The sequence below is a fragment of the Trichocoleus sp. FACHB-40 genome (assembly GCF_014695915.1).
GTDB classification, from domain to species: Bacteria; Cyanobacteriota; Cyanobacteriia; order Cyanobacteriales; family FACHB-T130; genus Funiculus; species Funiculus sociatus.
In genome coordinates this window covers 21,997-46,667 of record NZ_JACJPF010000053.1, presented here as the reverse complement: position 1 = coordinate 46,667, position 24,671 = coordinate 21,997, and the positions used below count along the sequence as shown (strand labels likewise).

Here is a 24,671-nt window from a genome sequence, read left to right as displayed (position 1 = left end):
GTCTCGATTAGTCCGAAAAACCTTATCGTTTTCCAAGTCCTTAGAGAATCACATTGGTGCCATTTGGTATTTTGTGCATGATTACAATGCATCATTACTTGTTTAGCACCACCCGCTTTTCTTAGCCCGTTTTAAAGCGACTGGGAAAATCAGATGTGTAGCTTCATTTTCCCAGTTATTCACCCCGCAGTTATTCGGTGGCTATCCAACGCACGTAGGGAAGCCCTGCTGACAAACTTCTAGATGTGATTTGAGTAGTTCCATCAGCCCAACCAAGATCTACGCGAAAATAAACTTTGCCATTGCCTAAGCGGAAGCGGTACGCCCGCAGTTCTGGGGAAGTTGCTTGACCGACACAGGAGGCGTAGGCTTTTTGTAATGGGGCTTCGTATTCTACGAACTTCTTACCCGAACTCGAAACCCTGGCAGATCCTGCGATCGCGCGAGTGTTTGCTACAACCGTATGCTCCGCGCCGCCTTCAAATGGAATTAATAATGTCGTCAACCCGACTTTTTGAGGACAGGTTCCATATTGGCGTTTTACAGTCAAGTTGGTGCTGCTTCGCGCTGGCGAACTAGCGGGCTGGGAAGGCTGGGCTAGAGTCGAAGTAGATGTACTAAACACTAGCACCGATAACAGTCCTAAAGTGCTGGCGAATTTCACCGGGTGAGAAAATTTACTTTTGGTCAAATTTAGAAGTTTCATCTTAGACGTAGGGAAGCGTACCAAGACTTAGTGAATAGTCTTTATATAGAATGACTTTATCCAGAGGCAATCAAACTCATACAAATGGATCATCCAATCGGGTGAAAAATAAAGTTTTTTCAGAAATATGAAGTTTCAATGATGAAGCATTGAAGAGGAATTTGTTCCCAGGTTCATCAATTTTAACTTTTGCCTTCTCGACTCCTAGTGAGTCTGGCGGCAATAAACTATTGTTGGCATGAATTATACCGGATTACCAGCAATATAGAAAGAGGCTTAAAGCATGAAAGAAACTATCGGTAACATTCAAAAACACTGCTTTAATTTGCAGGCTGGGGGTTCAGTAAACACTTCAACCAATCTAGTTAAGGCGGAAAGATTGCCTAATACTCAAACCAGACTAGAAGTTTTTTATAATGCAACATTTGAAGCCGTTTTGATTCATGAACAAGGGAAGATTTTAGATGTTAATCCTGCCGCAGAAACATTATTTGGCTATTCAACAGATGAATTGATTGGTAGGGCGCTTTTGGATGTCGCAGCCCTTCCTTCCCACGAAACGATTAGACAAAGATTGTGCTCACCTTCAGATCAACCTTTTGAAGCGATCGCGTTGAGAAAAGATGAAACAACTTTTATCGCAGAGGTTTCTGCTAAAAGTATTCTTTATCAAGGTAGATTGGTTCGGGCCGCTAGTGTTAGGGATATTACAGAACGCAAGGAAGCGGAAGAAAGGGTTAAAAAAAGTGAAGAGAAAAATCGCGCCCTTTTAAATGCGATTCCAGATTTGATGTTTATCTTCAGCAAAGACGGAAAATATCTGGATTTTAAAGCAGAGAAAGCCAGCGATTTGATAGTTCCGCCTGATGAAATCGTTGGAAAATTTTTGTGCGATTTAATGCCAACAGATGTAGCTCAATTATTCATGCACCATATTGAGCAAGCAATCTCGACACGAGAAACCCAAAACCTAGAGTACCATCTGCATCTGAACGGAACCAAGCGCTATTGGGAAGCGCGGCTGGTGTCTCTTGGAGAAGAGGAAATTGTGGCAATTGTGCGCGAAATCACTCAGCGCAAGCAGGTAGAAGAAGCGCTACGGGTTTCAGAAGAGAAATTTAAGAAAGCTTTTAGTTCTAGTCCTGAGTCGATTACGATTTCTACAGTTAAAGATGGGCGATATATTGACGTTAACGAAACTTTCTTAGATATTTCCGGCTACACACGCGAGCAGGTGATTGGTCATAATTTAACTGAATTGGAAATCTGGGTTAATCCAGAAGAACGCCTGCAAGTTATCAAGTTATTGCAGGAACATGGGGCGGTTCGTAACCAGGAGTACGAGTTTCGCAAGCAGTCAGGCGAAGTGGTAATAGGACTTTTTTCTGCGGAAATTATTAACTTGGGCGGCGAAGAATGTTTGCTTACTGTAGGGAACGACATTACTGAGCGCAAGCAGGCGGAAATCCAGCAACGTATGACGCAAAAACGCGATCGCTTATTAGCAGAAACTCTAGGGCGCATCCGTTCATCGCTGAACCTGGAGCAAATTCTCAACACCACAGTTGAAGAAGTTCGTTCATTTCTGCAAGCTGACCGCGTTTTCATCGGTCATGCAGATGGTAACGGTAAAGGAAAGGTGATTGTAGAATCGGTAGACTCAAATTATCCGTCAATTTTGGGTTGGGTACTTGATGATGAAAGTTCTCTCGCTGACTTGAGAACGATGTTTGAGGAGAATTGCGTCCGAATGGTTGAGGACACAAGTAAGGTACAAGTACCAGAAGCGATCGCATCTTACCACAACGATTATCAAGTTAAATCAGTCTTGGCTGTACCAATTAGCGTACACGGTCAAGGTCTGTTGGGGGCGTTGATTGTCAATCAATGCAGCAGTTCGAGACACTGGGAACCAATGGAAATCGACTTACTCGAACAGTTGGGAACCCAAGTAGCGATCGCAATCCAACAAGCGTCTTTATTCAACCAGGTACAAGCACTCAATGCCAACCTGGAATGCCAAGTGCAAGAACGCACCGCCCAATTAGAGCAAAAAATAGAGGAAGTTCAAGAACTCTATCAGCTTAAAGATATTTTCCTACACGCAGTTTCCCACGATCTGCGAACGCCGATCGTCGGCGGGTTACTTGTGTTGCAGAATTTGTTGATGGCTAATCGCAATGAAGAATTAGCCATTAGCCATCAACAAAACACAATTCCCGTTCCTCGCTCAATTTTAGAGCGAATGATTCAAAGTAGCGATCGCCAACTCCGTCTGATAAATTCCCTGCTAGAAGTTCATACTAGCGACGTGCGAGGCGTTGTCCTCCACCGCGAACCAACCCAAATTGGCTCTCTAGTACAAGCCATTGTCGAAGACTTCGAGCCGCTATGCGCTAAAAACCATGCTTTCCTGACAAATCAAGTCCAGGCTGAATTGCCCAGCATCAATGCAGATCCGCTTCAGCTGCGGCGCGTGTTTGAAAATCTGCTCACCAACGCCTTGAACCACAATCCACCTGGACTCAAAATGACCATCAAGGCGACAGTTGAGAATCAGATGATGCGCTGCACTATTGAAGATGACGGCGTGGGGATGAATCAAGAAAATTGCGATCGCGCCTTTGAACTTTATGCCCGTGGTTCCCAAGCTAGACGCTCAACTGGCATCGGTTTGGGATTATATCTTTGTCAGCAAATCATCATTGCTCACGGCGGCGAAATTGGTGTTATTAGTTCACCTGGAGACGGTGCAACTTTCTGGTTTACTTTACCTCTGGATTGAGTCTTTGGATTGTGGATATTAAATGAGCTTTTTCCACAATCACCCAATCGGGTGAATCGCCGGAAGGATGTGAACAAGCGATCGCTTATTGTAAATTAAAAAGATGAGATTTAAGAATCCCGACTGCATTTGTCCACGGTTTTAGGGAACACTAAAAGAAGGATGAAGTGTGAAGGAGGGACTGGGGACTCTTAAGACCTCACGAATAAATTTCTAGTTCCCAAGCTCAGCTTGGGAATGTATATTTGTGAGGCAGAGCCTTACACTACCTTTGTAATTTATGTCTTCCAAAAGAGGTAGGCCCTCAATAATCGCATTCCCATCCCCAGCCTGGAAACAAAGGCTTAAATTACCCTTTTCATTCCCACCAGAACCCAAAATTTTATCCTTAATAATTCATACTTTTTAACCTGTCAATTTGGTGCAACTCTTGAAAAATTATTGAGTTAAAACAAAGAGATGTGATTTCTAATGCCTGAATATCTACAAGCGATCAGAGAATGTTGTCGGGATGAAGCCGCCTTTGAAAGGCTCCAACAAATCTTGGCTGAAACTGGCATTCCGAATCTTGAGGAAACTAAAGACAAGCTACAAAATAGCGAGTTTAAATTCCCTAGAATGGCTGACAATTTACCAGGTATGATTTACCAATACCTGCGGACTCACGATGGTCACGAGTCGCTAGTCTGTGCTACTTCTGGCTATCGAGAATTGTTTGAGTTAGAACCAGAAAATATGGAGGCTAATTTTCAACTGCTCAAAGAGTTAATTCATCCGGATGATTTAAAAACTTATGAAGAATCTGGAGATATTTCTGCCGCCACTTTGCAACCTTGGGCTTGGGAAGGTCGCATTATTACGCCTACTGGAAAAATAAAGTGGATACAATGCGCTTCTCGTCCAGAAAAGCAGCGTAATGGCGATATTATCTGGGATGGCTTGGTGATGGAAGTCACGCAAAGCAAAGCTGCCCAAGAAGCGCTGGAGAGAGAACGGCGACTTTTCATCGCTGGGCCAGTCACAGTTTTCCGCTGGGTTGCACAAGAAAATTGGCCTGTAGAATACGTCTCGCCTAATGTGGCTCAGTTCGGCTATCAACCAGAAGATTTTTTAACTGGTAGAGTGCCTTATGCCAGCATTGTTCATCCCGATGACTTGGCTAGAGTTGATGCTGAGATCCAAGCTTATAGCGCCGCGAAAAGTGTTAGTTCTTACGAACAAGATTATCGACTGATTCGTTCAGATGGCTCTGTGCGTTGGGTTTATGACTTTACCACTGTCGTCCGCAATGAAAGTGGGGAAATTATACACTATGACGGATATGTTTTAGATGTCACTGAACGCAAAGCTGCGGAAGCGCAATTAGGAGTTGCTGCTGAACGCGATCGCTTACTAGGAGAAATTGCCCTGAGAATTAGGCAATCGCTCGATCTCGATCAAATTCTCAACACTACAGTTGAGGAAGTCCGGCAATTTCTGCAAACAGATCGGGTTTTTATCGGACATCTTAATGACAATTGTCAAGGAAAAGTTTTAGCAGAATCTGTTGCCCCAAATTGGCGCTCAATTCGTGGATGGGTCACGAATGACCGCCACTTAAAAGAAATAAAATCACTTTTTAAACAAGGTCAGGTTAGAGCAATTGATGATACTCAATCAGTAGCAAAATCTCGATTTCATGCTGCATACTATACCAAATATCAAATCAGAGCCAGTTTGTGCGTCCCTATTATGGTTGGCGACCAGTTTTTTGGGATGCTAATCGCCAATCAATGCAGCGCACCGCGTCACTGGCAGCAATTTGAAATTGACTTGCTTTCTTCACTGGCGACGCAGGTAGCGATCGCTATCCAGCAAGCACAACTTTATGAGCAATTATCAGAGCTTAATGACAGTTTGGAAACTCAAGTCTTGGAACGCACAGCAGAATTACAGCAGGCTATTACAAAATCCCAAGAGTTGAATCGCCTTAAAGACGTAGTTTTAAATACTGTTTACCACGAACTACGCACCCCCGTCTTGGGTAACTTATTGTTGCTAAATAATTTTCTTAAAAGCCCACAAGATACGATACCGATCTCTCGCCATATTTTAGAGCGGATGATTCAGGGTAGCGAGCGCCAACTCGGTATGATTAATTTATTACTAGAAATTTCTCAAGAGCAAGCAATTGTCTTGCATCGTGAGCCGCTGCAATTAAATACACTTTTAACACCAATGCTCAAAGATTTGCAGCCAATACTCAAGGCAAATCAAGCGAATATAACTAATCTGATTTCAGAAAATTTACCATTGGTAATGGTTGATGCGGCTAAGTTGCAGCGAGCGTTGCAAGATTTATTTACTCATATTTTGAAACATAATCCCCCTGGAATAAGTTTAACTTTGAGCGCCACGATTGAGGCAGGGATGCTACGCTGTACGATTCAGGATAACGGCGTAGGGATGAGCAAATCAGAATGCGATCACTTATTCGATCTCCACGTCCGCGATGCCAGAGACAGCTGCACGACAGGTATTGGGCTAAAATTGTATCTCTGTCGCCAAGCGATCGCAGCCCACGGCGGCGGAATTGGCGCGATTAGCAATCCCAATCGCGGCTCAACTTTTTGGTTCACATTACCAATTAAAAACTAGAAAGGCAAAATCAAAAACTCAATAAATTTTCTAACTATAATTAAAAATAAACTAATATTTTTAATTATTTAAAGTAAGATCACAATAATGACAAATAAAAATATTTACAATTTCAATTTTCCAACTGGGTATTCTCACGCACCAACAGCGAATTGACGCTAACTCTAACGCAAGAGAGTTTGCAAGGCTGGAATTGACTCATAAATCATCATTTTTTTGAGTTAAGAGTGTTGAATTAATAACTTATAATTCAACACTCTTAACTGTTTCTAGTGAGGAACTTTGCTCAGAGCGTGCCAAGTGCGATCGCCCACAATGCCATCCACAACCAAATTAAACCGCTTCTGGAAGGCTCTCACCCCTGCATCTGTGCGCGGGCCGAAATTCGGGCTAGTCTCAGTATTAAAATCGCCTGTTGTCTGTAAAAGACGCTGAAGCATTACCACTATTTCACCTTGGCTACCTTTTTTCAGCACAGGCATATTGACTGGCGCACCAGAATAAAGAGCTTGCCATGTCACGTTTCCCACAACACCATCCTCTTTCAAAAAGACCCGGTGCTGGTAGGCTTTAACGCCATTTTCTACCACTATATCGAAGATACCGTCAATATCCCCAAAGTAAGTTTCCCAGCGATTTAAAAGTCTTTGCAGTTCCTGAACCGCTGCTCCTGTGGAACCGCGCTTGACTACAGGTTTGTTTATTTGGGCATTAGCTTGAGCGTTGAAAGTATTAGTTGGAGCTGTCATGGTTTTGGTTCCTTTAATTTGTGTTTTTTGAATTAGTGTTGTGTTCCTTACACTTTCTAAGGTAATTGTTATTTCCCAGCTCCCACTTCACCCAACCATCTCATACAAAAGGATGATATTCATTAATTTTATATTCTTAAAAACTATTTCAATTCATCCCTATAGTTTCCCCATTTTTCCCACCTCATCCAATCAGGTGAATCAATAGTATGAATTAATTTCGCCTGGAGTTTAAACCCTAGGCGTATAACTAAAGTCGGTTAAACCGACTAACAATAACAAAGTTCAGTTTTTTTAATGCTAGTTAGCTATGAACCAGAGACTTAAGTCTCTGGCGGACTAAAGCGAAGACGAAGAAATAGCTTGTTTTCACCCAGCCAGGTGAGACAACGGCATGAAGTGCGATCGCTCTTACCCGTCGTACTTTAAGTCTGACGCTGAATTCAATGGTGCCTAGTTATGGGGTTATTCTACTTTTACGCACAACGCCTTGGTATTGTTTTAATTGAGCCAAAGGCGATTACAAAACATCCTCTCACCAGCAGAAAATTTCCCAACCGACCAGAAGCGGAAGTTTCTAATCATCAACATGGGGCAAAATTGACACAGGATATTGATCGAATCACCCACATCTATCACTTGGAGCGCCGGACTTTTTTGTAGAAAGACTTTCCTAAAAGCGTCTTTAGGCTACACCAGCCCCGAACGAAGGGCAACAACAGCTGCCTGCACCCGGTCATCGACAGACAATTTATTCATAATCCCTCGGACGTGAGTTTTCACAGTGTTGGGACTTAGGTAGAGGGCCGCAGCAATCTCCGGATTACTTTTGCCCTCTACCATCAGTTTCAATACTTCTAATTCCCGTTGGGATAAATTTGAGACGGTGTTGCCCGTGGAAGGCGGTTTAAGATGGTCAATTACTCGACGCGCAATTTGCGGATCGAGGTAGGTGGCACCTTCTTGGGCCGCAGTGATTGCTGCTAACAATCGCTCTACACTAGCACCCTTGATGCAGTAGGCATCGGCACCGCTAGAGAGGGCAGCAATGATTTCTGTTTCTGTGGTGTGGGATGTCAGGACAACCACCCGGACATTAGGAAGCGCTGCCTTAATTTGCTGGGTGGCAGCAATTCCATCCAGTCGCGGCAGACCAATATCCATCACAATCAGATCCGGTTTCAGTTTCAGAGCAGCTTCTACGCCTAAGTATCCATCTTCAGCTTGTCCAACGATGGTGAACTGGGGGTGAGCGGCTAATGACTGCTCCAAACCCAGCTGCATCATCGGGTCGTCTTCCACAATCAAAACCCGCAATGGGTGAGATTCAGTGGGTGTATTCAATGGTGATTCTGTTTCTGGAGGCATGGAATTAAAGGATTGTTTTATTGGTTTTATCTACGACAAAATTACACGGTTTGGGCATTTTAATGAAATAAAGCCTCATTCCTGAGACTGATTTTAAGCGCTAGGGGAATTAAAAAAGCAAAATTAAAAATTAAAAATTGCCGAATCTCGATTTTAAATTTTTAACTTCTCATGCTCAGCCAGATCCTGGGAACGAAGGTTAGGAGGCTCAGCCTCTATTAAAACTTGCATAATTCCCATTTTTAATTTTTTATTTCAGGAATGCGGTATTGACCAGCAACGTAATAGAAGAAGCGATAATAATCGTCAAATTGTCCAGAGGGCGATCGCCCTTGCCAGTAGTAGCGTATCCTTCCCTGAATTAAGGTCAGTCTCATCAAACTAATATCAGAACGCAGTTCTACTTGCAGCTTCCCGCTTATCCCCTGTTGGGTAGTAAAGTTCTGCTGCATGGATGTATGAGGGTGTTTTTGTCCCGGTGGTGCCAGTTCAATTTCTGGCAAACTAGCACCCGCTACTCCCAGTATTTCTACCTCTGGGTTCTGCGGATCTCTAAACGCCCGCCCATCTCTATTGTCTGGCATCGGGGCGGCAATCCAGTTACTGGGATAAGGAAACTCGAAGTCATAGCGCGGGTTGTTATATATTTTCCAGGTTGCTGACTGGTTATCGGTAGCGCGACAACCCCACAGCATCATCATGAGAGCGATCGCATATATTGCGATCGCTCTCGTGTTGCCACAATTGGCTTGCCAACTCTGACTCCCGACTCGGCTGGAATATTTGTACACCTACGCCAATATCTCCGTTCTGGCTGCTTTTATTCATTCGCCAGTCCCCCATCCTCTGCCGGACAATCGGGAGAAATATTAAGTAATGTAACAATATTGCCGTCATGCTGGCTTAACGTCTTGACAGCCCGGAATAAGACAGATAACCTGTGAAATATACCCGGGTAGGACGACCGATAAAGTTATATGCAAGATAAGCAAAAGGTTACGTTATATCTTCCTCCAGGTCTTCATCGTCAGCTCAAAATTCGATCTGCTGTTGACTCGGAACCGATGTCATCAATGGTCGAAAGAGCGATTGTTTTCTACCTGACAAACCCGGAAGTGGTGGATGAGGTAGAGGCAAATCACGGGGGGACGCATCGGGTATATTCTTGTCCGGAGTGTTCTAGTTCCGTGGTAGTGCGAGATGGAGAAATGGTTGCCCTTGGTGATCAGCCTGGTGTAATGGCTGAGGAGCTAACCACCCTTGAAGGTACCAGAAGTGAAGTTGGTACTGATTCTCAAGGAGAACAGGAGTTGGTTCCCTGCTAAGGTTCCTCCTCTATGAGCGGGTGCCTTGCTCGAATCAAGGAAAGCAGTGCGAATGTTGGCTAATGGTTGTGCCGTCTCTAATGGGTCGATAGATTATGAAAGAAGAGCTAGATATTCTGGTTCAAGCTCAATATCCCCTAATCTACCTGGTGACATCCGAGGAAGAAAGGGCTGAACGAACAATTGCAACAATTGCTCAAACAAGATCCCAGCAGCGGCGTGTGTTCATATGGACAGTCACCCACGGCATAGTCGAGTACGGCCAACCTCGCAATATTACCCAACATAATACTGTTTCTCCAGAGGCAGCGATTGAATGGGTAGTACGCCAAAGAGAACCAGGTATCTTTATATTCAAAGATTTACACCCGTTTATTGAATCACCAGCAACAACTCGGTGGCTGAGGGATGCGATCGCCAGCTTCAAAGGCACGCAAAAAACCATTATCCTCATGTCACCCTTCCAACAGATACCGATCGAGCTTGAAAAAGAAGTAGTAGTTTTAGACTACCCCCTGCCAGACCTGGCAGAACTCAACCAAGTATTGACCAGTCAACTAGAGCAAACTCGCAACCGTCGTACAACGACAGAAGCGCGGGAAAAAATGTTAAAAGCCGCCTTGGGTTTGACCCGGGATGAAGCTGAAAAAGTTTATCGTAAGGCATACGTTAAAACAGGTCGCCTAACTGAATCAGAAGTAGATATTATTCTTTCTGAAAAAAAGCAATTAATCCGTCGCAACGGCATATTAGAATTCATTGAAGAAGACGAAACTATTGATGCAGTTGGCGGTTTAGAAGAGTTGAAGCGCTGGCTGAGACAGAGATCTAACGCTTTCACAGAAAAGGCAAGAGAGTACGGTTTGCCTCAACCCAAAGGAATGTTAATTTTAGGGGTTCCTGGCTGCGGTAAATCCTTAATTGCCAAAACAACTTCCCGCCTCTGGAGTTTGCCACTTCTGCGCCTGGATATGGGCCGAGTGTATGACGGCTCAATGGTAGGTAGGTCAGAAGCTAACTTGCGGAACGCCCTGAAAACAGCAGAGTCGATTTCTCCGACCATTCTCTTCATCGACGAACTAGACAAAGCCTTTGCTGGTACTTCGGGATCTGCTGACTCAGATGGCGGTACATCCAGCCGGATTTTTGGTTCCTTCCTCACCTGGATGCAAGAAAAGACTTCTCCGGTGTTCGTGATGGCAACTGCCAACCGGGTTGAACGTTTACCAGGCGAATTTCTTCGCAAAGGACGTTTTGACGAGCTTTTCTTCGTCGATCTTCCTAACGCAGAAGAACGTAAGGATATTTTTCAGATTCACCTTGCCAAGCGGAAGCGCGACCTTTCTCGCTTTGATCTAGACCAGCTGGCTAAGGTTTCTGATGGATTTTCCGGGGCAGAAATCGAGCAGGGATTGATTGCGGCAATGTACGAAGCATTTGCCCAAGAGCGCGAATTTACCCAGCTTGATATCATTGCGGCAATTAAAGCCACGCTGCCGCTTTCCCGGACAATGAACGAGCAGGTTACGGCCCTGAGGGACTGGGCAAGACAGCGAGCGCGACCTGCTGCGTCCTCCGTCGCTGAGTATCAGCGAATGGAGTTCTAAAAGCTTTCTCCTGCTCCCAACAGGAGGAAAGACTAGCAAATTGCTAGTAGTTTGATAAAAAAGCCGCCAAGTAATTTCCCAAGGCGGTAGTCTCGAAACAAAAAAGTTGTCGTTTCTCTTAACTCTCTACTGGAGGAAATCCCAATGTCTCACTTTAGCACCCTGCGTACCAAAATCACCGATGCCGAAATCCTGAAGGCTTCTCTCCGTGACCTGGGTATCAGCGTTAAGTCCGAAGCTGATGTTCGTGGTTACAACGGTCAGCGCGTTCGTTCCGACATCGTTGCAGTTTTGGAAGGCGAATATGACCTGGGCTGGTCTCGCAATAGCGATGGTTCTTTCGACCTGATCGCTGACCTGTGGGGCGTTGCCAAGAAGCACAACCAAACCGAACTGATTAACTCGATTAATCAGAAGTATGCCGTTAACAAGACCTTGGCAGAAGTCAAGCAACGCGGTCTTGCCAACGCCAACGTTAAGTTGGTTGTGCAAAAGTAATTATTGTGCGCGTTCCCAAGATATCGGGTTAATCAACTATAGATTAACCCGTTTTTCCTATCACTAACCCAGCTCTTAGAGAGGTGGGTTTATTTTTATTATGGAATGGCGCGATCGCGTTGAGGCAGTAAAATGACCTACAATCCAGACAAACACCATCGTCGCTCCATTCGCCTCAATTGTCGTCAATAGTCTATTATTTTCCCCCGAAAGCTTCGCCAAGTTTTGCAATCTCTTCATAAATCCTCCTTTGGATAGCTGTGTAGATAAGTTATCTTAGAAACATCAACCTTTTTAAGGGGTTTTGGGGCAAGTCGTATGTCTTTAGGAAAAGCAGGTTTGGTGGTAGCCCTTATCAGTGCTGTGATTGGTGCTGCTGCCTTGGCAAACGATGTTATTAATGGCAAGAAGCCGCCAGAACCACCAGTAATATTCACCAAAGAAGACCGCTTTACTTGCGAACTCCAACCTTACCCCAACGAAGGTGAGATTTGGACGGTGGTTTATCATAACGACAAGGGTAAGCAGCCTTGGCTGAGAATGGTAAAAACCTTTGGTGGTGACTGGAATACTTCAAAACGTTGTGACGATATTGAAAGACGGTTGGAAGGTTATCGCCAAGATGGTCTGATTGCATTTGATTATCGCCCTGACCCCAACACCCCTAGACAATCTGTTATCTGTGCCAAAACTAAACTGAGTGCGGATAATTGCAACCTATTGGTGACGCTGGATGTCGGTGCTGACGGCTATGAGTCTCTGAGCAAGATGATTAAGGCTTTAGAGAATAAAACTACTGTGGATCAAAATAGTAACGGTGAGTCATCTGCTCCTCTTTTGTCTCCAGCTTCGCCATCTGTTCATTTGGGAAACTTTTTGGCAGATGAGGATCTGAAAGCTAGAGAAACGGCTAAAAAATAATCTGTTGTGACTGGGACAACATAGACACTTACAACTATTGTGCATAGGCGCTAATTAAGAAAATCCGAAGCTCCTGTCTATGACAATTTATAAGTTTGACGATGTTGTCCTAATAAATCTCCGCTATTTTGAGCGTCCCAACTGGGTTAGTAAGTCCTTGCGATTATTTATTGCTAATTGGTAGTCAGGCTTGATTTTAATCGCTTTGTCATAGGATGCGATCGCCTCTTGGTACTGTTTCAAGTACCATAGCGCAATGCCTCGACCAGCCCAAGCTTGATGGTAGTCAGGCTTGATTTTAATCGCTTTGTCATAGGATGCGATCGCCTCTTGGTACTGTTGCAATTCATCTAGCGCAATGCCTCGACCATACCAAGCTTCATGCTTGTCAGGCTTGATTTTAATCGCTTTGTCATAGGATGCGATCGCCTCTTGGTACTGTTGCAATTCATCTAGCGCAATGCCTCGACCATACCAAGCTTCATGCTTGTCAGGCTTGAATTGAATTGCTTTGTCATAGGATGCGATCGCCTCTTGGTACTGTTGCAATTCATCTAGCGCAATGCCTCGACCATACCAAGCTTCATGCTTGTCAGGCTTGAATTGAATTGCTTTGTTATAGGATGCGATCGCCTTTTCGTACTGTTTCAACTTCCTTAGCGCCAGGCCTCGACCATACCAAGCTTCATGGTCGTCAGGCTTGATTTGAATCGCTTTGTCATAGGATGCGATCGCCTTTTCGTACTGTTTCAACTTCCATAGCGCATAGCCTCGACCATACCAAGGTTCATGCTTGTCAGGCTTGATTTGAATCGCTTTGTCATAAGATGCGATCGCCTCTTGGTACTGTTTCAAGTACGATAGCGCCAGGCCTCGACCATACCAAGCTTCATGGTCGTCAGGCTTGATTTGAATCGCTTTGTCATAGGATGCGATCGCCTTTTCGTACTGTTGCAATTCATCTAGCGCATAACCTCGACCATACCAAGCTTCATGGTAGTCAGGCTTGATTTGAATCGCTTTGTCATAGGATGCGATCGCCTTTTCGTACTGTTTCAACTTCCATAGCGCATAGCCTCGACCATACCAAGGTTCATGCTTGTCAGGCTTGAATTGAATTGCTTTGTCATAGGATGCGATCGCCTCTTGGTACTGTTGCAATTCATCTAGCGCATAGCCTCGACCAGTCCAAGCTTCATGGTAGTCAGGCTTGATTTGAATCGCTTTGTCATAGGATGCGATCGCCTTTTCGTACTGTTTCAACTTCCATAGCGCATAGCCTCGACCATACCAAGCTTCATGCTTGTCAGGCTTGAATTGAATTGCTTTGTCATAAGATGCGATCGCCTCTTGGTACTGTTTCAACTTCCCTAGCGCAATGCCTCGGTTATACCAAGCTGAATCTGGAGTTATGTTGCCCCATTCACCTTTGGCTTGAATCGCTTTGTCATAGGATGCGATCGCCTCTTGATACTGTTTCAACTCCCCTAGCGCATAGCCTCGACTAAACCAAGCCAGAGAGTAGTTTGGCTTAATCTCAATAGCTTTCTCATAGGCATCAATGACTTCTTCATAGCGTTGTGAGACTAACAAATCATTGCCGACTTTCAACCAGTCTTCTGCGGTCTTGGGTGCAGATGAAGCAACGACAGCTTCAGAGGGAATATTGCTCTTATTTGCCAGATAGACATTGCTAGGGATGCCCCATTTAAACGTGTTCTGTGCCTCCCCGTCAGATGAGTTTACACTTTGTGCAGACTGCTGTTGTGGCGGTAAATCTCCGCCTGTGAGTTCTGCCTTTTTAACAAGTTCTCTCTCACTGCGTCCATGAACTGCAATTATCTTCCCTGCTGTATTTAGCACTGGCCCCCCACTCATTCCCCCTGCGGTTATAACAGGGTAAGAAATCCCATACCCATCAGATAGCTTGCCAAGTGCCGATACCGTACCCGGTACAAACTGCGGTGCAGAGGAACCGCCTGGGAAACCAGTAATGTAGATGCCGTCTCCCACCTTTACTGTGTCCGAGTCGCCTAATTCGAGAGCCTTATAGGGGCAATTTTCCCTACCTGGATCGAAAGTGATGAGTGCTAAATCTTGGTTGGGGAACTTTTGAATAGTCGCGGAGTTCCAAAATTTTCCGTCATTGGTTTGCAGCTTCAATTTACTACTGGGTGCTACCACATGACGCGCTGTGAGTAAGGTGCAGGCTTTATTTTCTCCCGAAACGAAAAAGCCGCTGCCATTTCCGGATTTGTCTGCGTAGGTAATCAAAACAATGCTATTTCCGGCTTGTTGGGCAATCTCTCCAGAGGTGAGTTGTTTAAAACAGCCGGACGGTAACAAAGTGATCAAGCCAGAAGCAATCAACCAACGCCAAGAAACCATATCCCACCTACAGAACTTAGCTTTTAAGATGTCCGCAGCCTGTAGGCTGGGGTTACACAAACAAAGCCTGACAAAAGCAGGCTTGTCCTATTGTTCTTTTATTGTGGCATCAAAAACCTATCTGAGGGTAGAGGAAAGCGATCGCATTTTGCGAATTTCATTCACTGCAACACAAACAAAATCCGCGAAGGTGGGTTATAAGAATCCGCGAAGGCGGACTTTGTTTGTGTAGACGCGGTTTCAACCGCCCAGTAGAATGCACATTTTAGTAAAAATGTCAAATATGATTATAGAGCGATCGCATTTCATAACTTATCAAAGCTAGCGAACCGACAGGTCGGCGCTTCGCTATCGCATTTCCAATACCTGTGGCATCAGACTTGATCCCCCCGCCTGCGGCGACCCCCTTAATAAGGGGGTTTTGAAGAATCTAGCCGCCTTTTTAAGGGAGGTTGGGGGGATGTACCGGGAGCGATCGCATTCCATAACTTATCAAAGGTAGCGATCGCCTAAAATAAGTGCTGGGTTTCGTTCCTGAACCCAGCCTACAAATCTACAAATTTCTTTTCCCCCTTCCCTCTGAGGGAAGGGGGTTAGGGGGTTAGGTTCTAAGCCAAAACAACAGCAGGTTCAGGCCAGCGACCTACAGCTTTGCCAATTACAGACATCTCTTGCATCAAGCGGTCGAAACGCTCTGGTGTCAGAGATTGAGGGCCGTCAGAAAGGGCTTTCTTCGGGTTGGGGTGGACTTCAATCATTAACGAGTCAGCACCAGCAGCGATAGATGCCATCGCCATTGCAGGCACATATTCAGACTTACCAGTGCCATGACTGGGGTCAATCATAATCGGTAGGTGAGTCAAAGTTCTCAGGACTGGAATTGCTGACAAATCCAGCGTATTCCGAGCATATTGACGGTCAAAGGTGCGGATACCGCGTTCGCACAAAATCACATTTGGGTTGCCAGCTGCCAAAATGTACTCCGCCGCCATCAACCAATCTTCAATCGTCGCTGCCATTCCCCGCTTCAGCAGCACAGGCTTTTCCTGCGCTCCTACTTTCTTCAACAGGGAGAAATTTTGCATATTTCTGGCACCGATTTGGATCACGTCGGCAAATTCTGCCACCACATCCAATTCAGGGCTATCCATCAATTCCGTAATAATACCTAAGCCTGTCGCTTCCCGTGCCGCCGCCAGCAAATTCAAGGCACTTTCACCGTGTCCTTGGAAAGCATAGGGCGAAGTCCGAGGCTTATAGGCACCGCCGCGCAGAAACTGCGCTCCCGCCGCCTTAACTCGACGTGCGGTTTCAATAATCATTTCTTCATTCTCAACCGAGCAAGGGCCAGCCACAACTACTAAAGGATGGTGTTCGCCAAAAGTAACAGCGCCGTTAGGAGTTGATACTACAACGTCGCTGGCTTCACCGTGACGATAATCGCGACTTGCTCGTTTAAAGGGCTGCTCAACTCGCAGAACCTGTTCAACCCAAGGGCTAATTTCTTGCATCTGGAGGGGGTCGAGGTCAGCAGTTTCGCCGACAAGACCCAATACTACCTTGTGCTTCCCTACTATTTTTTCTGGTGTCAGTCCCCAAGTGCCGAGTTCCGAGCTAACGCGCTCAATCTCGACCTCTGGAGTACCAACTTTCATGACTACAATCATTTTTTCAACTCCATGATTCGGTTGCTTGTGTGCTGATCTCGCTCCTCAAAATTTACCAGCGATCGCAATAGCAACTTTACATACATAGATTGCCATTTAAGCGATCGCCCGTAACAAACAAAAATAGCCTGGGATTTTAACCCCAGGGGAAGAGTGAAACCGATGTTAGTGTTTTCTAACAACTTATAACTAAAACTCACCTTCAAACTGTTAGCGTTGCAGCTGGATGTAATTAATCTTTTTGCCCAGCCGACCGCCATGCCGATGTCAGTCGCCCCCAGTTCGTGGTGAACTCTTTCCAGCCTAGTTTACTCCCAGGTATCTCTTCATCCCAAGAGGCGGAAATCACCCCGTAACTTAATCCCAGGACACCCAGACCAAAAAAGCCCATACTCACAAGTACAACTGCGACGTTAGGCAACTTTAACCATTGTTGGCTAACTACTACATAGCTAACGATAAAAGTCAAGATGCCTAACGCAGTGGGAATCCCGCAAAAAAGAGCTATCCGGCTCACCATGCGCTTGCTCACCACTTCTGGCACTGCCGTTGACTCAGGCTTTTGGTTCGGCTGCTGAGGATTCTCTTTAGCAGTGCTAGAGGGTTTCGCTGGGGTTTTCGCCGCTTTTTTGCGATTCTTCTTGGGTTCAAAAGGTAAGCGATCGCGTTGGGATTCTTCAGACATAGGTAAAAAGTTCTTTAACCGCGAATACCGAGACGGCCAATTAAGGCTTGATAGCGTGGTCTGTCTTCCTTTTGCAGATAGGACAAGAGACGCTTTCTGGTACCAATCATCTTTAACAGACCCCGCCTTGAAGCATGATCTTTCTTGTTTGCTCTCAGGTGAGTGCTAAGACGATTGATGCGTTCCGTCAGCATGGCAATCTGGAGATCGGTCGATCCGGTATCGGTTTCGTGAACCTGGTACTCGGTCATAATTTCGTGTTTACGCTGTTGCGGCAGAGTCATGGGGAAAGTAATTTAATAGAATGCAGCAATCTCTCATATTACCACTTAATTTGGTTAGTCATCAGCCATTAGTGATTGGCTAGGCGATAAGGATAACTTCCTAAGTTTTGTGCGACGCTCATCTAACCAGCGTTGCAAGATCAAAGCTGCTGCCTTACGGTCAATCAGAGCCTTGTTGTGAGCAGGCGATCGCTTCTCTTCTCTGATCAGTTCCTCTGCCTCATAGGATGTCAGCCGCTCATCCACATACTCTAGAGGTAACTGGAGAGCTTGAGCCATGCGTTCGGCAAATTTCTGCACCTGCTTCGCCTGGAAACCCAGCGTCCCATCCATCGAATAAGGTAAGCCCACAACAAGAACTTGCGCTTGTCGCTCCTCAACCAGCTGTTGCAGTTGCTCTACATCTCGCTCAAATGAAATGCGCTCAATTGTGGCAATCCCAGTGGCAATCAAACCAGTGCCATCACAACCTGCCACCCCAACGCGCTTTTTACCGACATCCAACCCCAGGGCCGAGATTCTCTCCATTATCTTTTCCCCGGTCGTTCGGGTTGGTTTTTGTTGCCTCCAGATTCTGTGAGTTTAGCACTGTTGAACCGTTTAACGGCAATGGTGAATCCTTCGGAGCCTCGGCTGGTATCTGCTTCTTCTGCTTGGACTTGAGCCAAGACATCCGCCCCGGTATTGGTTTATGTGCCGGCTGAAGACCTTGGAGCATTTCAGCTAATTGTAGCCCTTCTAAAGAGAGCGGTTTTGCCTCACGCAGCTTGTGCCAGACGGAACGAGACATCAGTAGGGAATGGGAAATCCGCTCGGCTCCCAACTGTTCCAAATATTCTTCGCGTTCTGGCTGATAGTCAGCAGAAGCCAGTTGCAGGGATTGTGCGGGGTAATCCTTGACAATTTGAGCCATTTGTGAAAGCAATTCTGGGTACAGCCAGGTGTAGGCTGGATGTACGGTCAACTCGGCGACATGGGGTTGAGAGCCATCGCGCGAGAGAAAAATCTGAAAATAGCCAATTGCCGCCTTGCGCTGCGGTTCAAACACATAGCCACTAACACTGTGTGTTTTGCCCAACCAGTGCTTCAGATTAGTCAGGAAACTGTTAACAACGCTGGTTTTGAAGTCATGGATGTTGCGGTCAAACACCTGACGCAACAAAGGCGGCATAGAAACTGTATCCAACTGGCATAGCAGTTGGGCATCAGCGTTACTTACCGGAAGGAGATTGGGTAAATCGGGTTCCCGATCTTGTAATGACGAGAGCAATTCTGGCGCGATCGCCCAGTAAGTTAGCTGCGCCAAAGGCTGAAAACCGTTCTGTCGGTAAAGAGCCAGTCCCGCTTTATTGTGGATATTCACTTCCAGCAACCAGGTACGAGCTTCGACGATCGCCTCAAAGCAATGACGCAAAAGCCCGGAGCCTATTTCCGTCGGGCTTCCTGTCTCCACCAACACCCGTTCAACCCGCCAAGTGCTGCCTGTGCGGTTAAAAGGTGACACCTGAATCGTGCCGCGAATCTGGTTATCCTGCTCCGCGACATAAACATTAAAGGTATGCTGACAAGGGTTGGGAAACCAACTCAAAAACTTCAGCGGGCCAAACCAGGGTCTAACACGATGTACCTGCGTAGCAAGAGCCGTTGAGGAGGCTGGGTTCCCTCCCTCAAGTTCTTCGGCGGCAAGCTGTGCGATCGCATCCAGATCGCGGTATTGAACTGGGCGGATCGCTGTTTTGGTTTCTTTAGGCAGAAATGAAGTCATGTTGGAAGAACCATGAAGCAGATGGTGTAGGCTAAGCTGCACGGTAGAGCCAGCCTAGAACAGAGACAACCAACAGTTTTTTTTGTGAAAAAGCCGCTGGCTCTTACTGGGTGTTGCTGCCAATATCTTAACTGCTTTCTCCTCCTGTCCGCCGAAGATGACGAACTGATTGCAACTGTTATGGGTTGTCGCTAGAGGTTGAAAGGTTTGAAGGTTGGAACTTTCCAACTGTTCTCTGACTATTGACAAAAGCGGCAGGGGCTTTTATTAGGTTTAGTTGACAAACATTTGTAAACTACTATTAAGAAAATATCAACTTAGAATTTTGCAATGAAGCAACTTGTCACTGTCGAGCGTTTCTGCCTGATTGGTCATATTGTAACGATGGTTTTTGGACTGGCGGGACTGGTGCTGGTCGTACCCCATCCTGAACTAATTATGAATTTAGGAGAAACGGGGCAGACTGCATTCCAGTGGAGTATGGCTGGTGGTGGCGTGGTTAATATCGTCTTGGGAACCATCGCCGTTGCCATTTATGCGTACAGAAAGCTGGGGCTATGGCACTGGCTGACTTTCATGTTGCCAGCGGTGTGTCTGTCTTTGGGTAGCGAACTGCTGGGAACCAGTACAGGCTTTCCCTTTGGGGACTACAGCTACCTGAATGGCTTGGGGTATAAGATTGGCGGACTGGTGCCTTTCACTATTCCCTTGTCCTGGTTTTATATGGGATTAGTTTCCTATTTAATTGCTTGTGCGGGTCTAAAAACTCGGCAAAATCCAAGTTTGGTTCGCTATGTGGGCGCGATCGCTCTTGCGGCTATGATGTTCACTTCTTGGGATTTTGCCCTAGAGCCAGCTATGAGTCAGACGATGGTGCCTTTTTGGTATTGGGAACACCCAGGAGCCTTCTTTGGCACACCCTACCGAAACTATGCGGGTTGGTTTGGCACTAGCTCGCTATTTATCGGTGTGGGAGCAATGTTGTGGAGAAAGACACCGATTCTATTGGAGCGCAATCAGCTGGGTTTCCCACTAACCGTTTATCTAAGCAACTTTGGTTATGCAGCTGGATTGAGCTTGGCAGCTGGGTATTGGATACCAGTCTCGTTGGGCGTTATTGTCGGTGTCATTCCGGCTTTGACACTATGGCAGATGGCAAAACCAGCAGATGTAAAAGAATCCACAACTGAAACTCCTGCCAGTATGAAGCCAGAAATTCCAGTTACTCAAGTCAAAGTGGCGGTGAAGTGAGCGTCGATTGGTTAATACTACAGAGCGCAATATCGCTCTTGCTGCTGTTGATTCAAGCACCAGCAGCATTTATTCTGCTTTCGCGGCTGTTGAAAGGGCCTTCTAGGCGATCGCCTGTTGAACCCCACACTGCCACGCCGGAACTTTTCGGTGCAGTCAGTGTGGTGGTTCCTACTTTAAACGAGGCAGAGCGAATTAGCCCTTGTTTAGCAGGGTTAACGCGCCAAAGCTACGAAGTTCGAGAGATTATCGTCGTTGATAGTCGTTCCCAAGATGGAACGCCAGATTTAGTAAAAGCAGCACAGCAGAAAGACCCCCGATTTCGACTAATTAATGATGACCCTCTCCCTTCTGGCTGGGTGGGTCGTCCTTGGGCTTTGCATAATGGCTTTTTGCATATGGCAGGGTTGGGGGCTGGGGACAAGGGACTGGGGACAAGGGACTGGGGACAATTCCCAATTCCCAATTCCCAATTCCCAATTCCCAATTCCCAATTCCCAGAATGGTTTTTGGGTATTGATGCCGATACTCAACCTAGTCCGGGCTTAGTTGCTGGTTTGGTAAAGGCAGCAGAGGCGGAAGGTTACGATTTGGTTTCTCTATCGCCGCAGTTTATCCTCAAATATCCTGGGGAGTGGTGGCTGCAACCAGCGCTGTTAATGACTCTACTCTACCGATTCGATCCGGCGGGGACAAATACTCAAGATCCGTCGCGAGTGATGGCGAATGGTCAGTGTTTCCTGTGTCGTCGCTCGGTTTTAGAGGCTGTGGGGGGGTATACCAGTGCTAAGAGTTCTTTTTGTGACGATGTGACTCTTGCTCGTAACATCGCTTCCGGTGGCTTTAAGGTGGGCTTTCTCGATGGGGCTAAGGTCTTGAAGGTGCGGATGTATGAGGGAGCAGCTGAAACCTGGAATGAGTGGGGGCGATCGCTTGATCTCAAAGATGCGTCATCAAGTGGTCAGATATGGGGCGATTTGTGGTTGCTTACTTGCACTCAAGGTCTACCCCTATTAGCATCCTTTATTTTGCTAAGTTGGCTAGTAATGGGGAATTCTTCAATACCTGTCCTAGCGGTAGCTGGGTTGAACTTATTTCTGCTTGTGATTAGGTTTGCCTTGCTGTTAGCGATCGCGCCCTCATATGAAAGCTTCATGCGATCGCCCCATGTCGCCCCCTTAAACGATCGTGTAGAGACGCGAAATTTTCCGTTTCTGCATTTACCTGTTTACTTTTATCTTTCTCCTCTGGCAGATCCCTTGGCAGTATTGCGAATTTTCTTGTCTGCCTTCCGCACTCCAAAGCAGTGGCGGGGGCGGAATTATGGATAAACTAATAGCTAATGGCTGTTGACAATTAGCCATTAGCTATTAGCACTTGTTTCAAAATTACTGTTTACCTCATCCACTCGTTCCAGCTGCCAGAGAATTTGATTTCCCTCGCGGCGCACCCGTGATACCACCCAATTGCGCCAACCCCAGTTGTCGCCGCGACTGGTGACAGCACTGGCATTGACATCCATTAGATCGGCTAATTCAGAGCTAGTAATCAGATAGCCTTTAGCAGCTATTTCGTCAGCTACATGGAGAGTTTCTATCAAGTTGCGAAGTTGGGCGACTCTCACTTCACGGGGCAGATTGTCCAGAGAATCAAGAGACGGAGGAGTAGTAGAGTCTACCATGACAAGGCCGAGGTTAGGAGGGTCAGAAGATACGTCACTCGATTGTATCGTTTCTCGATCGATGGAATCGGTAGCCTGTGAACTAATTAAGGCATCTGGTTGTGTTTGTTGCAGGTCGGGGGGGCGACCAAGGGCAAAAGCGCGGGCGATCTCATCGCAGCGCTCATTTCCTTCATTTCCTGCGTGACCCCGCACATACCGCCACTCGATATGCTGGGAATTGAGTTCATCGAGAATTTCCCAGAGGTCCTTGTTGAGAACGGGTTTACCTTCAGAGGTTTTCCAACCCTTCTTTTTCCAGCCTTTAACCCATTTGGTAATACCATTTCTCAGGTATTCGCTATCAGTGTAGAGTGTGACTGGTTCTTGTTGTCCGGTGGCAGTAACAAGTTTTAAGGCACCAATCGCTGCTTGCATTTCCATGCGGTTATTTGTGGTTGCAGGATCTGCGTCGCCCATTTCATAGACCGATCCATCATTAAAATAAACCACAACGCCCCAGCCGCCAGGTCCAGGGTTGCCACGGCAAGCTCCATCGGTGTAAAGAGTTTTGATTTTACGTGAGAAGGGCATCAAGGTAGTTGTTAGTTGTTGATTGTTAACAAAAAGTTAGATGCTGCCAATGATGGGAAAATCTGCCCAGTCGTTGGAGTGAGTGTTGGACTTTTAGGTTGGTTCTATTTTACTGACGTCAGCCAATTCTATTAAAAAAATTGAACTATGGGCGATCGCAGTCGCATTTCAATTTAACCGGGTGAGGAAATATCGTCATTTGTTTCCCCTAAAGCCAGCTGAACTTGCTGGATGTCTTGCAAGATCGCCTGGTACGCATCTGGAAAATTTTCTTCTGTAAGGGTTTTTAGCGCCTCTTGGTATTCGGCTAAGGCTTGGTGAAAATAGGGATCGATCATAAAATCTCGCTGCCCTTTCTGATGGTGAGCATTGCCGATAGCTTGATGTAATATGCCCCAGCCGACCGGATCGCTGTCTTGGGTGACATATTTCAACCCTTCCTGATAGCAAGCTATTTGCCCTTCAAAGCCGCGCTGGTTCAAATTTGGATTGTTTTGAGCTAATTGACTTAAGGAAGCCAACAGAGGGTCATAACTAACTGAATTGGCGGCACAATTGCCGCGACCTATCCAAGATTGCCAGTCGTCAAGCTTGAATTGCAGCGCTTGGTCTAAAGAAGCGATCGCTTCTTCATATCGGTTTAAGTTTTGTAGGGCAAATCCCCGCAGGTTCCAGGCTTCGGGATAGTTGTGTTTGAGTTGCAGAGCTTTGTCTAAAGCAGCGATCGCTTCTTCAAAGCGTCCTAAGTGCGATAGCGCTATACCCTTGCTGTACCAAGCTTCCTCGTTGTCGGGTTTAAGTTGGGTGGCTCTCTCAAAACTGGCGATCGCTTCTGGAAAATTTTCTGCCAGAACTTGCTGAACGCCTTGGTTTAACCAAGCTTCTGCTTCGTCTGATACTTGCTGGGATACTTCCTCTGCTGGTTGGTCTGCATTCTCTTGATCGGCAGCATTGAATTGATTAACCAATGCTTGAATAATCACTTGTGGATCGGTTGTGTCAATTTGCAGTTGCTCGGCGACTTGCTGGCGTAACCCAGCATCCTGCTCTAACATTACAAACAACTCATCCAACGTGACTGTCTTGAGTTCTGGGCTTTCCTCTGGCTGGTTATTTTCTGGCGGAGCTTCTTGAGTGCGCTCGTACTCCTCGTACTCCAATATCTCAGAGACAGGCTCAGAAACAGGCTCTCTTTGTCCCATTCGTGCCGGAGAACGGGTCAATAGCTGCATCCCAATCTCATAGGAAACATCGCTAATTTCGCCGCACCCCATCTGACCCAACTGCACCATCCGCGCTGCTAACTCATTATTTGGCACAGGTGAAGCCAATAATCTATCGCCAAAGCGACGCAACCATCCTACCCATTGGGCTTGGCTGCCGCGATCGCCCAAACTTTCAAAAAAACGCAAAACTCGTGGCTGCTGCCAACCATGCGTCACACCTTCGAGCAGTTGGGTATACAAAAATTCATAATCTGTATCGGACAGGGGTTTAGGGGTTTCCGGTTGAAACGAAGACGGTGTAGGCTTCCGCCTGTTGTCGGAACCAAATAAACGCTGAAACCACCTTACAAGCGATCGCCATATTTGCTTTAACATTTGCCCCATTCCCGTCGCACTTCCTCAGATTCTACCCAACTGGCTTGAACTGATGATAGTGCCGCATATACTTGCCCATCATACCTTTTGTCCAGTTAACTCGAATAAAAGTTTCAAGAAAACCGAACCAAATCAAATAAAGCAACAGTAGATTAACACAGCAGGGTTTAACCAGACCAA

General features: G+C 46.2%; 24 protein-coding genes and 1 pseudogene. 10 read left to right on the top strand and 15 right to left on the bottom strand.

Going from position 1 to position 24,671, the window contains the following annotated elements; translation table 11 throughout:
* A pseudogene (locus H6F63_RS12125) lies at positions 1 to 106 on the top strand (IS1 family transposase); the annotation flags it as partial.
* 84 nt (positions 107 to 190) lie between these two features.
* Here H6F63_RS12125 and H6F63_RS12120 read toward each other — a convergent pair.
* Positions 191 to 706, bottom strand: coding sequence for a hypothetical protein (locus H6F63_RS12120; RefSeq protein ID WP_190637659.1), 516 nt, complete (start codon positions 704 to 706; stop codon positions 191 to 193).
* Between the two features lie 283 nt (positions 707 to 989).
* Between H6F63_RS12120 and H6F63_RS12115 the strand changes: the two genes are divergently transcribed.
* Positions 990 to 3,491: a PAS domain S-box protein gene (locus H6F63_RS12115; RefSeq protein WP_190637657.1), complete on the top strand. Its 2,502-nt coding sequence runs from the start codon at positions 990 to 992 to the stop codon at positions 3,489 to 3,491.
* Between the two features lie 471 nt (positions 3,492 to 3,962).
* Positions 3,963 to 6,128 (top strand): PAS domain-containing protein, encoded by a 2,166-nt coding sequence (locus tag H6F63_RS12110; RefSeq protein WP_190637655.1) that lies wholly within the window; start codon positions 3,963 to 3,965, stop codon positions 6,126 to 6,128.
* Positions 6,129 to 6,397: 269 nt separating this feature from the next.
* On the opposite strand, the gene H6F63_RS12105 is transcribed toward H6F63_RS12110, so the two are convergent.
* Positions 6,398 to 6,877, bottom strand: a complete 480-nt coding sequence (locus tag H6F63_RS12105; protein WP_190637653.1) for a peptidoglycan-binding protein — start codon at positions 6,875 to 6,877, stop codon at positions 6,398 to 6,400.
* Positions 6,878 to 7,336: 459 nt separating this feature from the next.
* Between H6F63_RS12105 and H6F63_RS12100 the strand changes: the two genes are divergently transcribed.
* Positions 7,337 to 7,540 carry a hypothetical protein gene (locus H6F63_RS12100; protein WP_190637651.1) on the top strand — a complete coding sequence of 68 codons (204 nt, stop codon included), beginning with the start codon at positions 7,337 to 7,339 and terminating at the stop codon, positions 7,538 to 7,540.
* Between the two features lie 27 nt (positions 7,541 to 7,567).
* Here H6F63_RS12100 and H6F63_RS12095 read toward each other — a convergent pair whose 3' ends face one another.
* The 3 genes from H6F63_RS12095 to H6F63_RS29365 all read right to left on the bottom strand — a co-directional run bounded on the left by H6F63_RS12095 (position 7,568) and on the right by H6F63_RS29365 (position 9,142).
* Positions 7,568 to 8,245, bottom strand: a complete 678-nt coding sequence (locus H6F63_RS12095) for a response regulator transcription factor (protein WP_190637649.1) — start codon at positions 8,243 to 8,245, stop codon at positions 7,568 to 7,570.
* 242 nt (positions 8,246 to 8,487) lie between these two features.
* Positions 8,488 to 8,946, bottom strand: coding sequence for a hypothetical protein (locus H6F63_RS12090; protein ID WP_199297974.1), 459 nt, complete (start codon positions 8,944 to 8,946; stop codon positions 8,488 to 8,490).
* The gene (locus H6F63_RS29365) at positions 8,912 to 9,142 is read right to left on the bottom strand and encodes a hypothetical protein (RefSeq protein WP_199297973.1); all 231 of its coding nucleotides are present in this window, start codon (positions 9,140 to 9,142) and stop codon (positions 8,912 to 8,914) included. The genes H6F63_RS12090 and H6F63_RS29365 overlap by 35 nt, the downstream gene beginning before the upstream one ends.
* A gap of 80 nt (positions 9,143 to 9,222) precedes the next feature.
* Between H6F63_RS29365 and H6F63_RS12085 the strand changes: the two genes are divergently transcribed.
* The 3 genes from H6F63_RS12085 (at position 9,223) to H6F63_RS12075 (ending at position 11,675) form a co-directional block, all read left to right on the top strand.
* Positions 9,223 to 9,570 carry a hypothetical protein gene (locus H6F63_RS12085; protein WP_190444405.1) on the top strand — a complete coding sequence of 116 codons (348 nt, stop codon included), beginning with the start codon at positions 9,223 to 9,225 and terminating at the stop codon, positions 9,568 to 9,570.
* Positions 9,571 to 9,665: 95 nt separating this feature from the next.
* The gene (locus H6F63_RS12080) at positions 9,666 to 11,177 is read left to right on the top strand and encodes an AAA family ATPase (RefSeq protein WP_190419621.1); all 1,512 of its coding nucleotides are present in this window, start codon (positions 9,666 to 9,668) and stop codon (positions 11,175 to 11,177) included.
* 144 nt (positions 11,178 to 11,321) lie between these two features.
* The gene (locus H6F63_RS12075; RefSeq protein ID WP_190419624.1) at positions 11,322 to 11,675 is read left to right on the top strand and encodes a DUF1257 domain-containing protein; all 354 of its coding nucleotides are present in this window, start codon (positions 11,322 to 11,324) and stop codon (positions 11,673 to 11,675) included.
* 75 nt (positions 11,676 to 11,750) lie between these two features.
* On the opposite strand, the gene H6F63_RS12070 is transcribed toward H6F63_RS12075, so the two are convergent.
* The gene (locus H6F63_RS12070; RefSeq protein WP_190637645.1) at positions 11,751 to 11,915 is read right to left on the bottom strand and encodes a hypothetical protein; all 165 of its coding nucleotides are present in this window, start codon (positions 11,913 to 11,915) and stop codon (positions 11,751 to 11,753) included.
* 78 nt (positions 11,916 to 11,993) lie between these two features.
* Here H6F63_RS12070 and H6F63_RS12065 point away from each other — a divergent pair, with 78 nt between their 5' ends.
* The gene (locus H6F63_RS12065; protein ID WP_190637643.1) at positions 11,994 to 12,596 is read left to right on the top strand and encodes a COP23 domain-containing protein; all 603 of its coding nucleotides are present in this window, start codon (positions 11,994 to 11,996) and stop codon (positions 12,594 to 12,596) included.
* 123 nt (positions 12,597 to 12,719) lie between these two features.
* Here H6F63_RS12065 and H6F63_RS12060 read toward each other — a convergent pair whose 3' ends face one another.
* The 7 genes from H6F63_RS12060 to H6F63_RS12030 all read right to left on the bottom strand — a co-directional run bounded on the left by H6F63_RS12060 (position 12,720) and on the right by H6F63_RS12030 (position 19,385).
* Complete coding sequence (locus H6F63_RS12060; protein WP_199297972.1) at positions 12,720 to 14,984, bottom strand: serine protease; 2,265 nt, start codon at positions 14,982 to 14,984, stop codon at positions 12,720 to 12,722.
* Between the two features lie 608 nt (positions 14,985 to 15,592).
* A complete protein-coding gene (gene aroF, locus H6F63_RS12055) occupies positions 15,593 to 16,651 on the bottom strand; it encodes a 3-deoxy-7-phosphoheptulonate synthase (protein ID WP_190637641.1) in 1,059 nt (352 codons plus the stop codon).
* A complete protein-coding gene (locus tag H6F63_RS12050; protein WP_190637640.1) occupies positions 16,648 to 16,851 on the bottom strand; it encodes a hypothetical protein in 204 nt (67 codons plus the stop codon). The genes aroF and H6F63_RS12050 overlap by 4 nt, the downstream gene beginning before the upstream one ends.
* Before the next feature lie 32 nt (positions 16,852 to 16,883).
* The gene (locus H6F63_RS12045) at positions 16,884 to 17,336 is read right to left on the bottom strand and encodes a PAM68 family protein (protein ID WP_190637638.1); all 453 of its coding nucleotides are present in this window, start codon (positions 17,334 to 17,336) and stop codon (positions 16,884 to 16,886) included.
* Between the two features lie 14 nt (positions 17,337 to 17,350).
* A complete protein-coding gene (rpsO, locus tag H6F63_RS12040) occupies positions 17,351 to 17,620 on the bottom strand; it encodes a 30S ribosomal protein S15 (protein WP_190419641.1) in 270 nt (89 codons plus the stop codon).
* Positions 17,621 to 17,674: 54 nt separating this feature from the next.
* A complete protein-coding gene (gene ruvX, locus H6F63_RS12035; protein WP_190637636.1) occupies positions 17,675 to 18,148 on the bottom strand; it encodes a Holliday junction resolvase RuvX in 474 nt (157 codons plus the stop codon).
* Entirely contained in the window at positions 18,111 to 19,385 is a 1,275-nt protein-coding gene (locus tag H6F63_RS12030) for a GNAT family N-acetyltransferase (RefSeq protein WP_190451561.1), read from the bottom strand. The genes ruvX and H6F63_RS12030 overlap by 38 nt, the downstream gene beginning before the upstream one ends.
* Positions 19,386 to 19,715: 330 nt before the next feature.
* Here H6F63_RS12030 and cruF point away from each other — a divergent pair, with 330 nt between their 5' ends.
* Together cruF and H6F63_RS12020 are read left to right on the top strand one after the other, a co-directional pair.
* Positions 19,716 to 20,636, top strand: coding sequence for a gamma-carotene 1'-hydroxylase CruF (cruF, locus tag H6F63_RS12025; RefSeq protein WP_190637634.1), 921 nt, complete (start codon positions 19,716 to 19,718; stop codon positions 20,634 to 20,636).
* Entirely contained in the window at positions 20,633 to 21,967 is a 1,335-nt protein-coding gene (locus H6F63_RS12020) for a glycosyltransferase (RefSeq protein WP_190637632.1), read from the top strand. The genes cruF and H6F63_RS12020 overlap by 4 nt, the downstream gene beginning before the upstream one ends.
* A gap of 32 nt (positions 21,968 to 21,999) precedes the next feature.
* On the opposite strand, the gene rnhA is transcribed toward H6F63_RS12020, so the two are convergent.
* Both rnhA and H6F63_RS12010 read right to left on the bottom strand, forming a co-directional pair.
* Positions 22,000 to 22,890: a ribonuclease HI gene (gene rnhA, locus H6F63_RS12015; RefSeq protein WP_190637630.1), complete on the bottom strand. Its 891-nt coding sequence runs from the start codon at positions 22,888 to 22,890 to the stop codon at positions 22,000 to 22,002.
* A gap of 173 nt (positions 22,891 to 23,063) precedes the next feature.
* On the bottom strand, positions 23,064 to 24,491 hold the full coding sequence (locus H6F63_RS12010) for a tetratricopeptide repeat protein (protein WP_190637629.1): 1,428 nt from the start codon (positions 24,489 to 24,491) through the stop codon (positions 23,064 to 23,066).
* Positions 24,492 to 24,671 lie beyond the last annotated feature (180 nt).

Bases quoted from the DNA above. Each gene is read 5' to 3' on its own strand.
- H6F63_RS12120 (WP_190637659.1), bottom strand. From the start codon at position 706: ATGAAACTTCTAAATTTGACCAAAAGTAAATTTTCTCACCCGGTGAAA.
- H6F63_RS12115 (WP_190637657.1), top strand. From the start codon at position 990: ATGAAAGAAACTATCGGTAACATTCAAAAACACTGCTTTAATTTGCAG.
- H6F63_RS12110 (WP_190637655.1), top strand. From the start codon at position 3,963: ATGCCTGAATATCTACAAGCGATCAGAGAATGTTGTCGGGATGAAGCC.
- H6F63_RS12105 (WP_190637653.1), bottom strand. From the start codon at position 6,877: ATGACAGCTCCAACTAATACTTTCAACGCTCAAGCTAATGCCCAAATA.
- H6F63_RS12100 (WP_190637651.1), top strand. From the start codon at position 7,337: ATGGGGTTATTCTACTTTTACGCACAACGCCTTGGTATTGTTTTAATT.
- H6F63_RS12095 (WP_190637649.1), bottom strand. From the start codon at position 8,245: ATGCCTCCAGAAACAGAATCACCATTGAATACACCCACTGAATCTCAC.
- H6F63_RS12090 (WP_199297974.1), bottom strand. From the start codon at position 8,946: ATGATGATGCTGTGGGGTTGTCGCGCTACCGATAACCAGTCAGCAACC.
- H6F63_RS29365 (WP_199297973.1), bottom strand. From the start codon at position 9,142: ATGACGGCAATATTGTTACATTACTTAATATTTCTCCCGATTGTCCGG.
- H6F63_RS12085 (WP_190444405.1), top strand. From the start codon at position 9,223: ATGCAAGATAAGCAAAAGGTTACGTTATATCTTCCTCCAGGTCTTCAT.
- H6F63_RS12080 (WP_190419621.1), top strand. From the start codon at position 9,666: ATGAAAGAAGAGCTAGATATTCTGGTTCAAGCTCAATATCCCCTAATC.
- H6F63_RS12075 (WP_190419624.1), top strand. From the start codon at position 11,322: ATGTCTCACTTTAGCACCCTGCGTACCAAAATCACCGATGCCGAAATC.
- H6F63_RS12070 (WP_190637645.1), bottom strand. From the start codon at position 11,915: ATGAAGAGATTGCAAAACTTGGCGAAGCTTTCGGGGGAAAATAATAGA.
- H6F63_RS12065 (WP_190637643.1), top strand. From the start codon at position 11,994: ATGTCTTTAGGAAAAGCAGGTTTGGTGGTAGCCCTTATCAGTGCTGTG.
- H6F63_RS12060 (WP_199297972.1), bottom strand. From the start codon at position 14,984: ATGGTTTCTTGGCGTTGGTTGATTGCTTCTGGCTTGATCACTTTGTTA.
- aroF (WP_190637641.1), bottom strand. From the start codon at position 16,651: ATGATTGTAGTCATGAAAGTTGGTACTCCAGAGGTCGAGATTGAGCGC.
- H6F63_RS12045 (WP_190637638.1), bottom strand. From the start codon at position 17,336: ATGTCTGAAGAATCCCAACGCGATCGCTTACCTTTTGAACCCAAGAAG.
- rpsO (WP_190419641.1), bottom strand. From the start codon at position 17,620: ATGACTCTGCCGCAACAGCGTAAACACGAAATTATGACCGAGTACCAG.
- ruvX (WP_190637636.1), bottom strand. From the start codon at position 18,148: ATGGAGAGAATCTCGGCCCTGGGGTTGGATGTCGGTAAAAAGCGCGTT.
- H6F63_RS12030 (WP_190451561.1), bottom strand. From the start codon at position 19,385: ATGACTTCATTTCTGCCTAAAGAAACCAAAACAGCGATCCGCCCAGTT.
- cruF (WP_190637634.1), top strand. From the start codon at position 19,716: ATGAAGCAACTTGTCACTGTCGAGCGTTTCTGCCTGATTGGTCATATT.
- rnhA (WP_190637630.1), bottom strand. From the start codon at position 22,890: ATGCCCTTCTCACGTAAAATCAAAACTCTTTACACCGATGGAGCTTGC.
- H6F63_RS12010 (WP_190637629.1), bottom strand. From the start codon at position 24,491: ATGTTAAAGCAAATATGGCGATCGCTTGTAAGGTGGTTTCAGCGTTTA.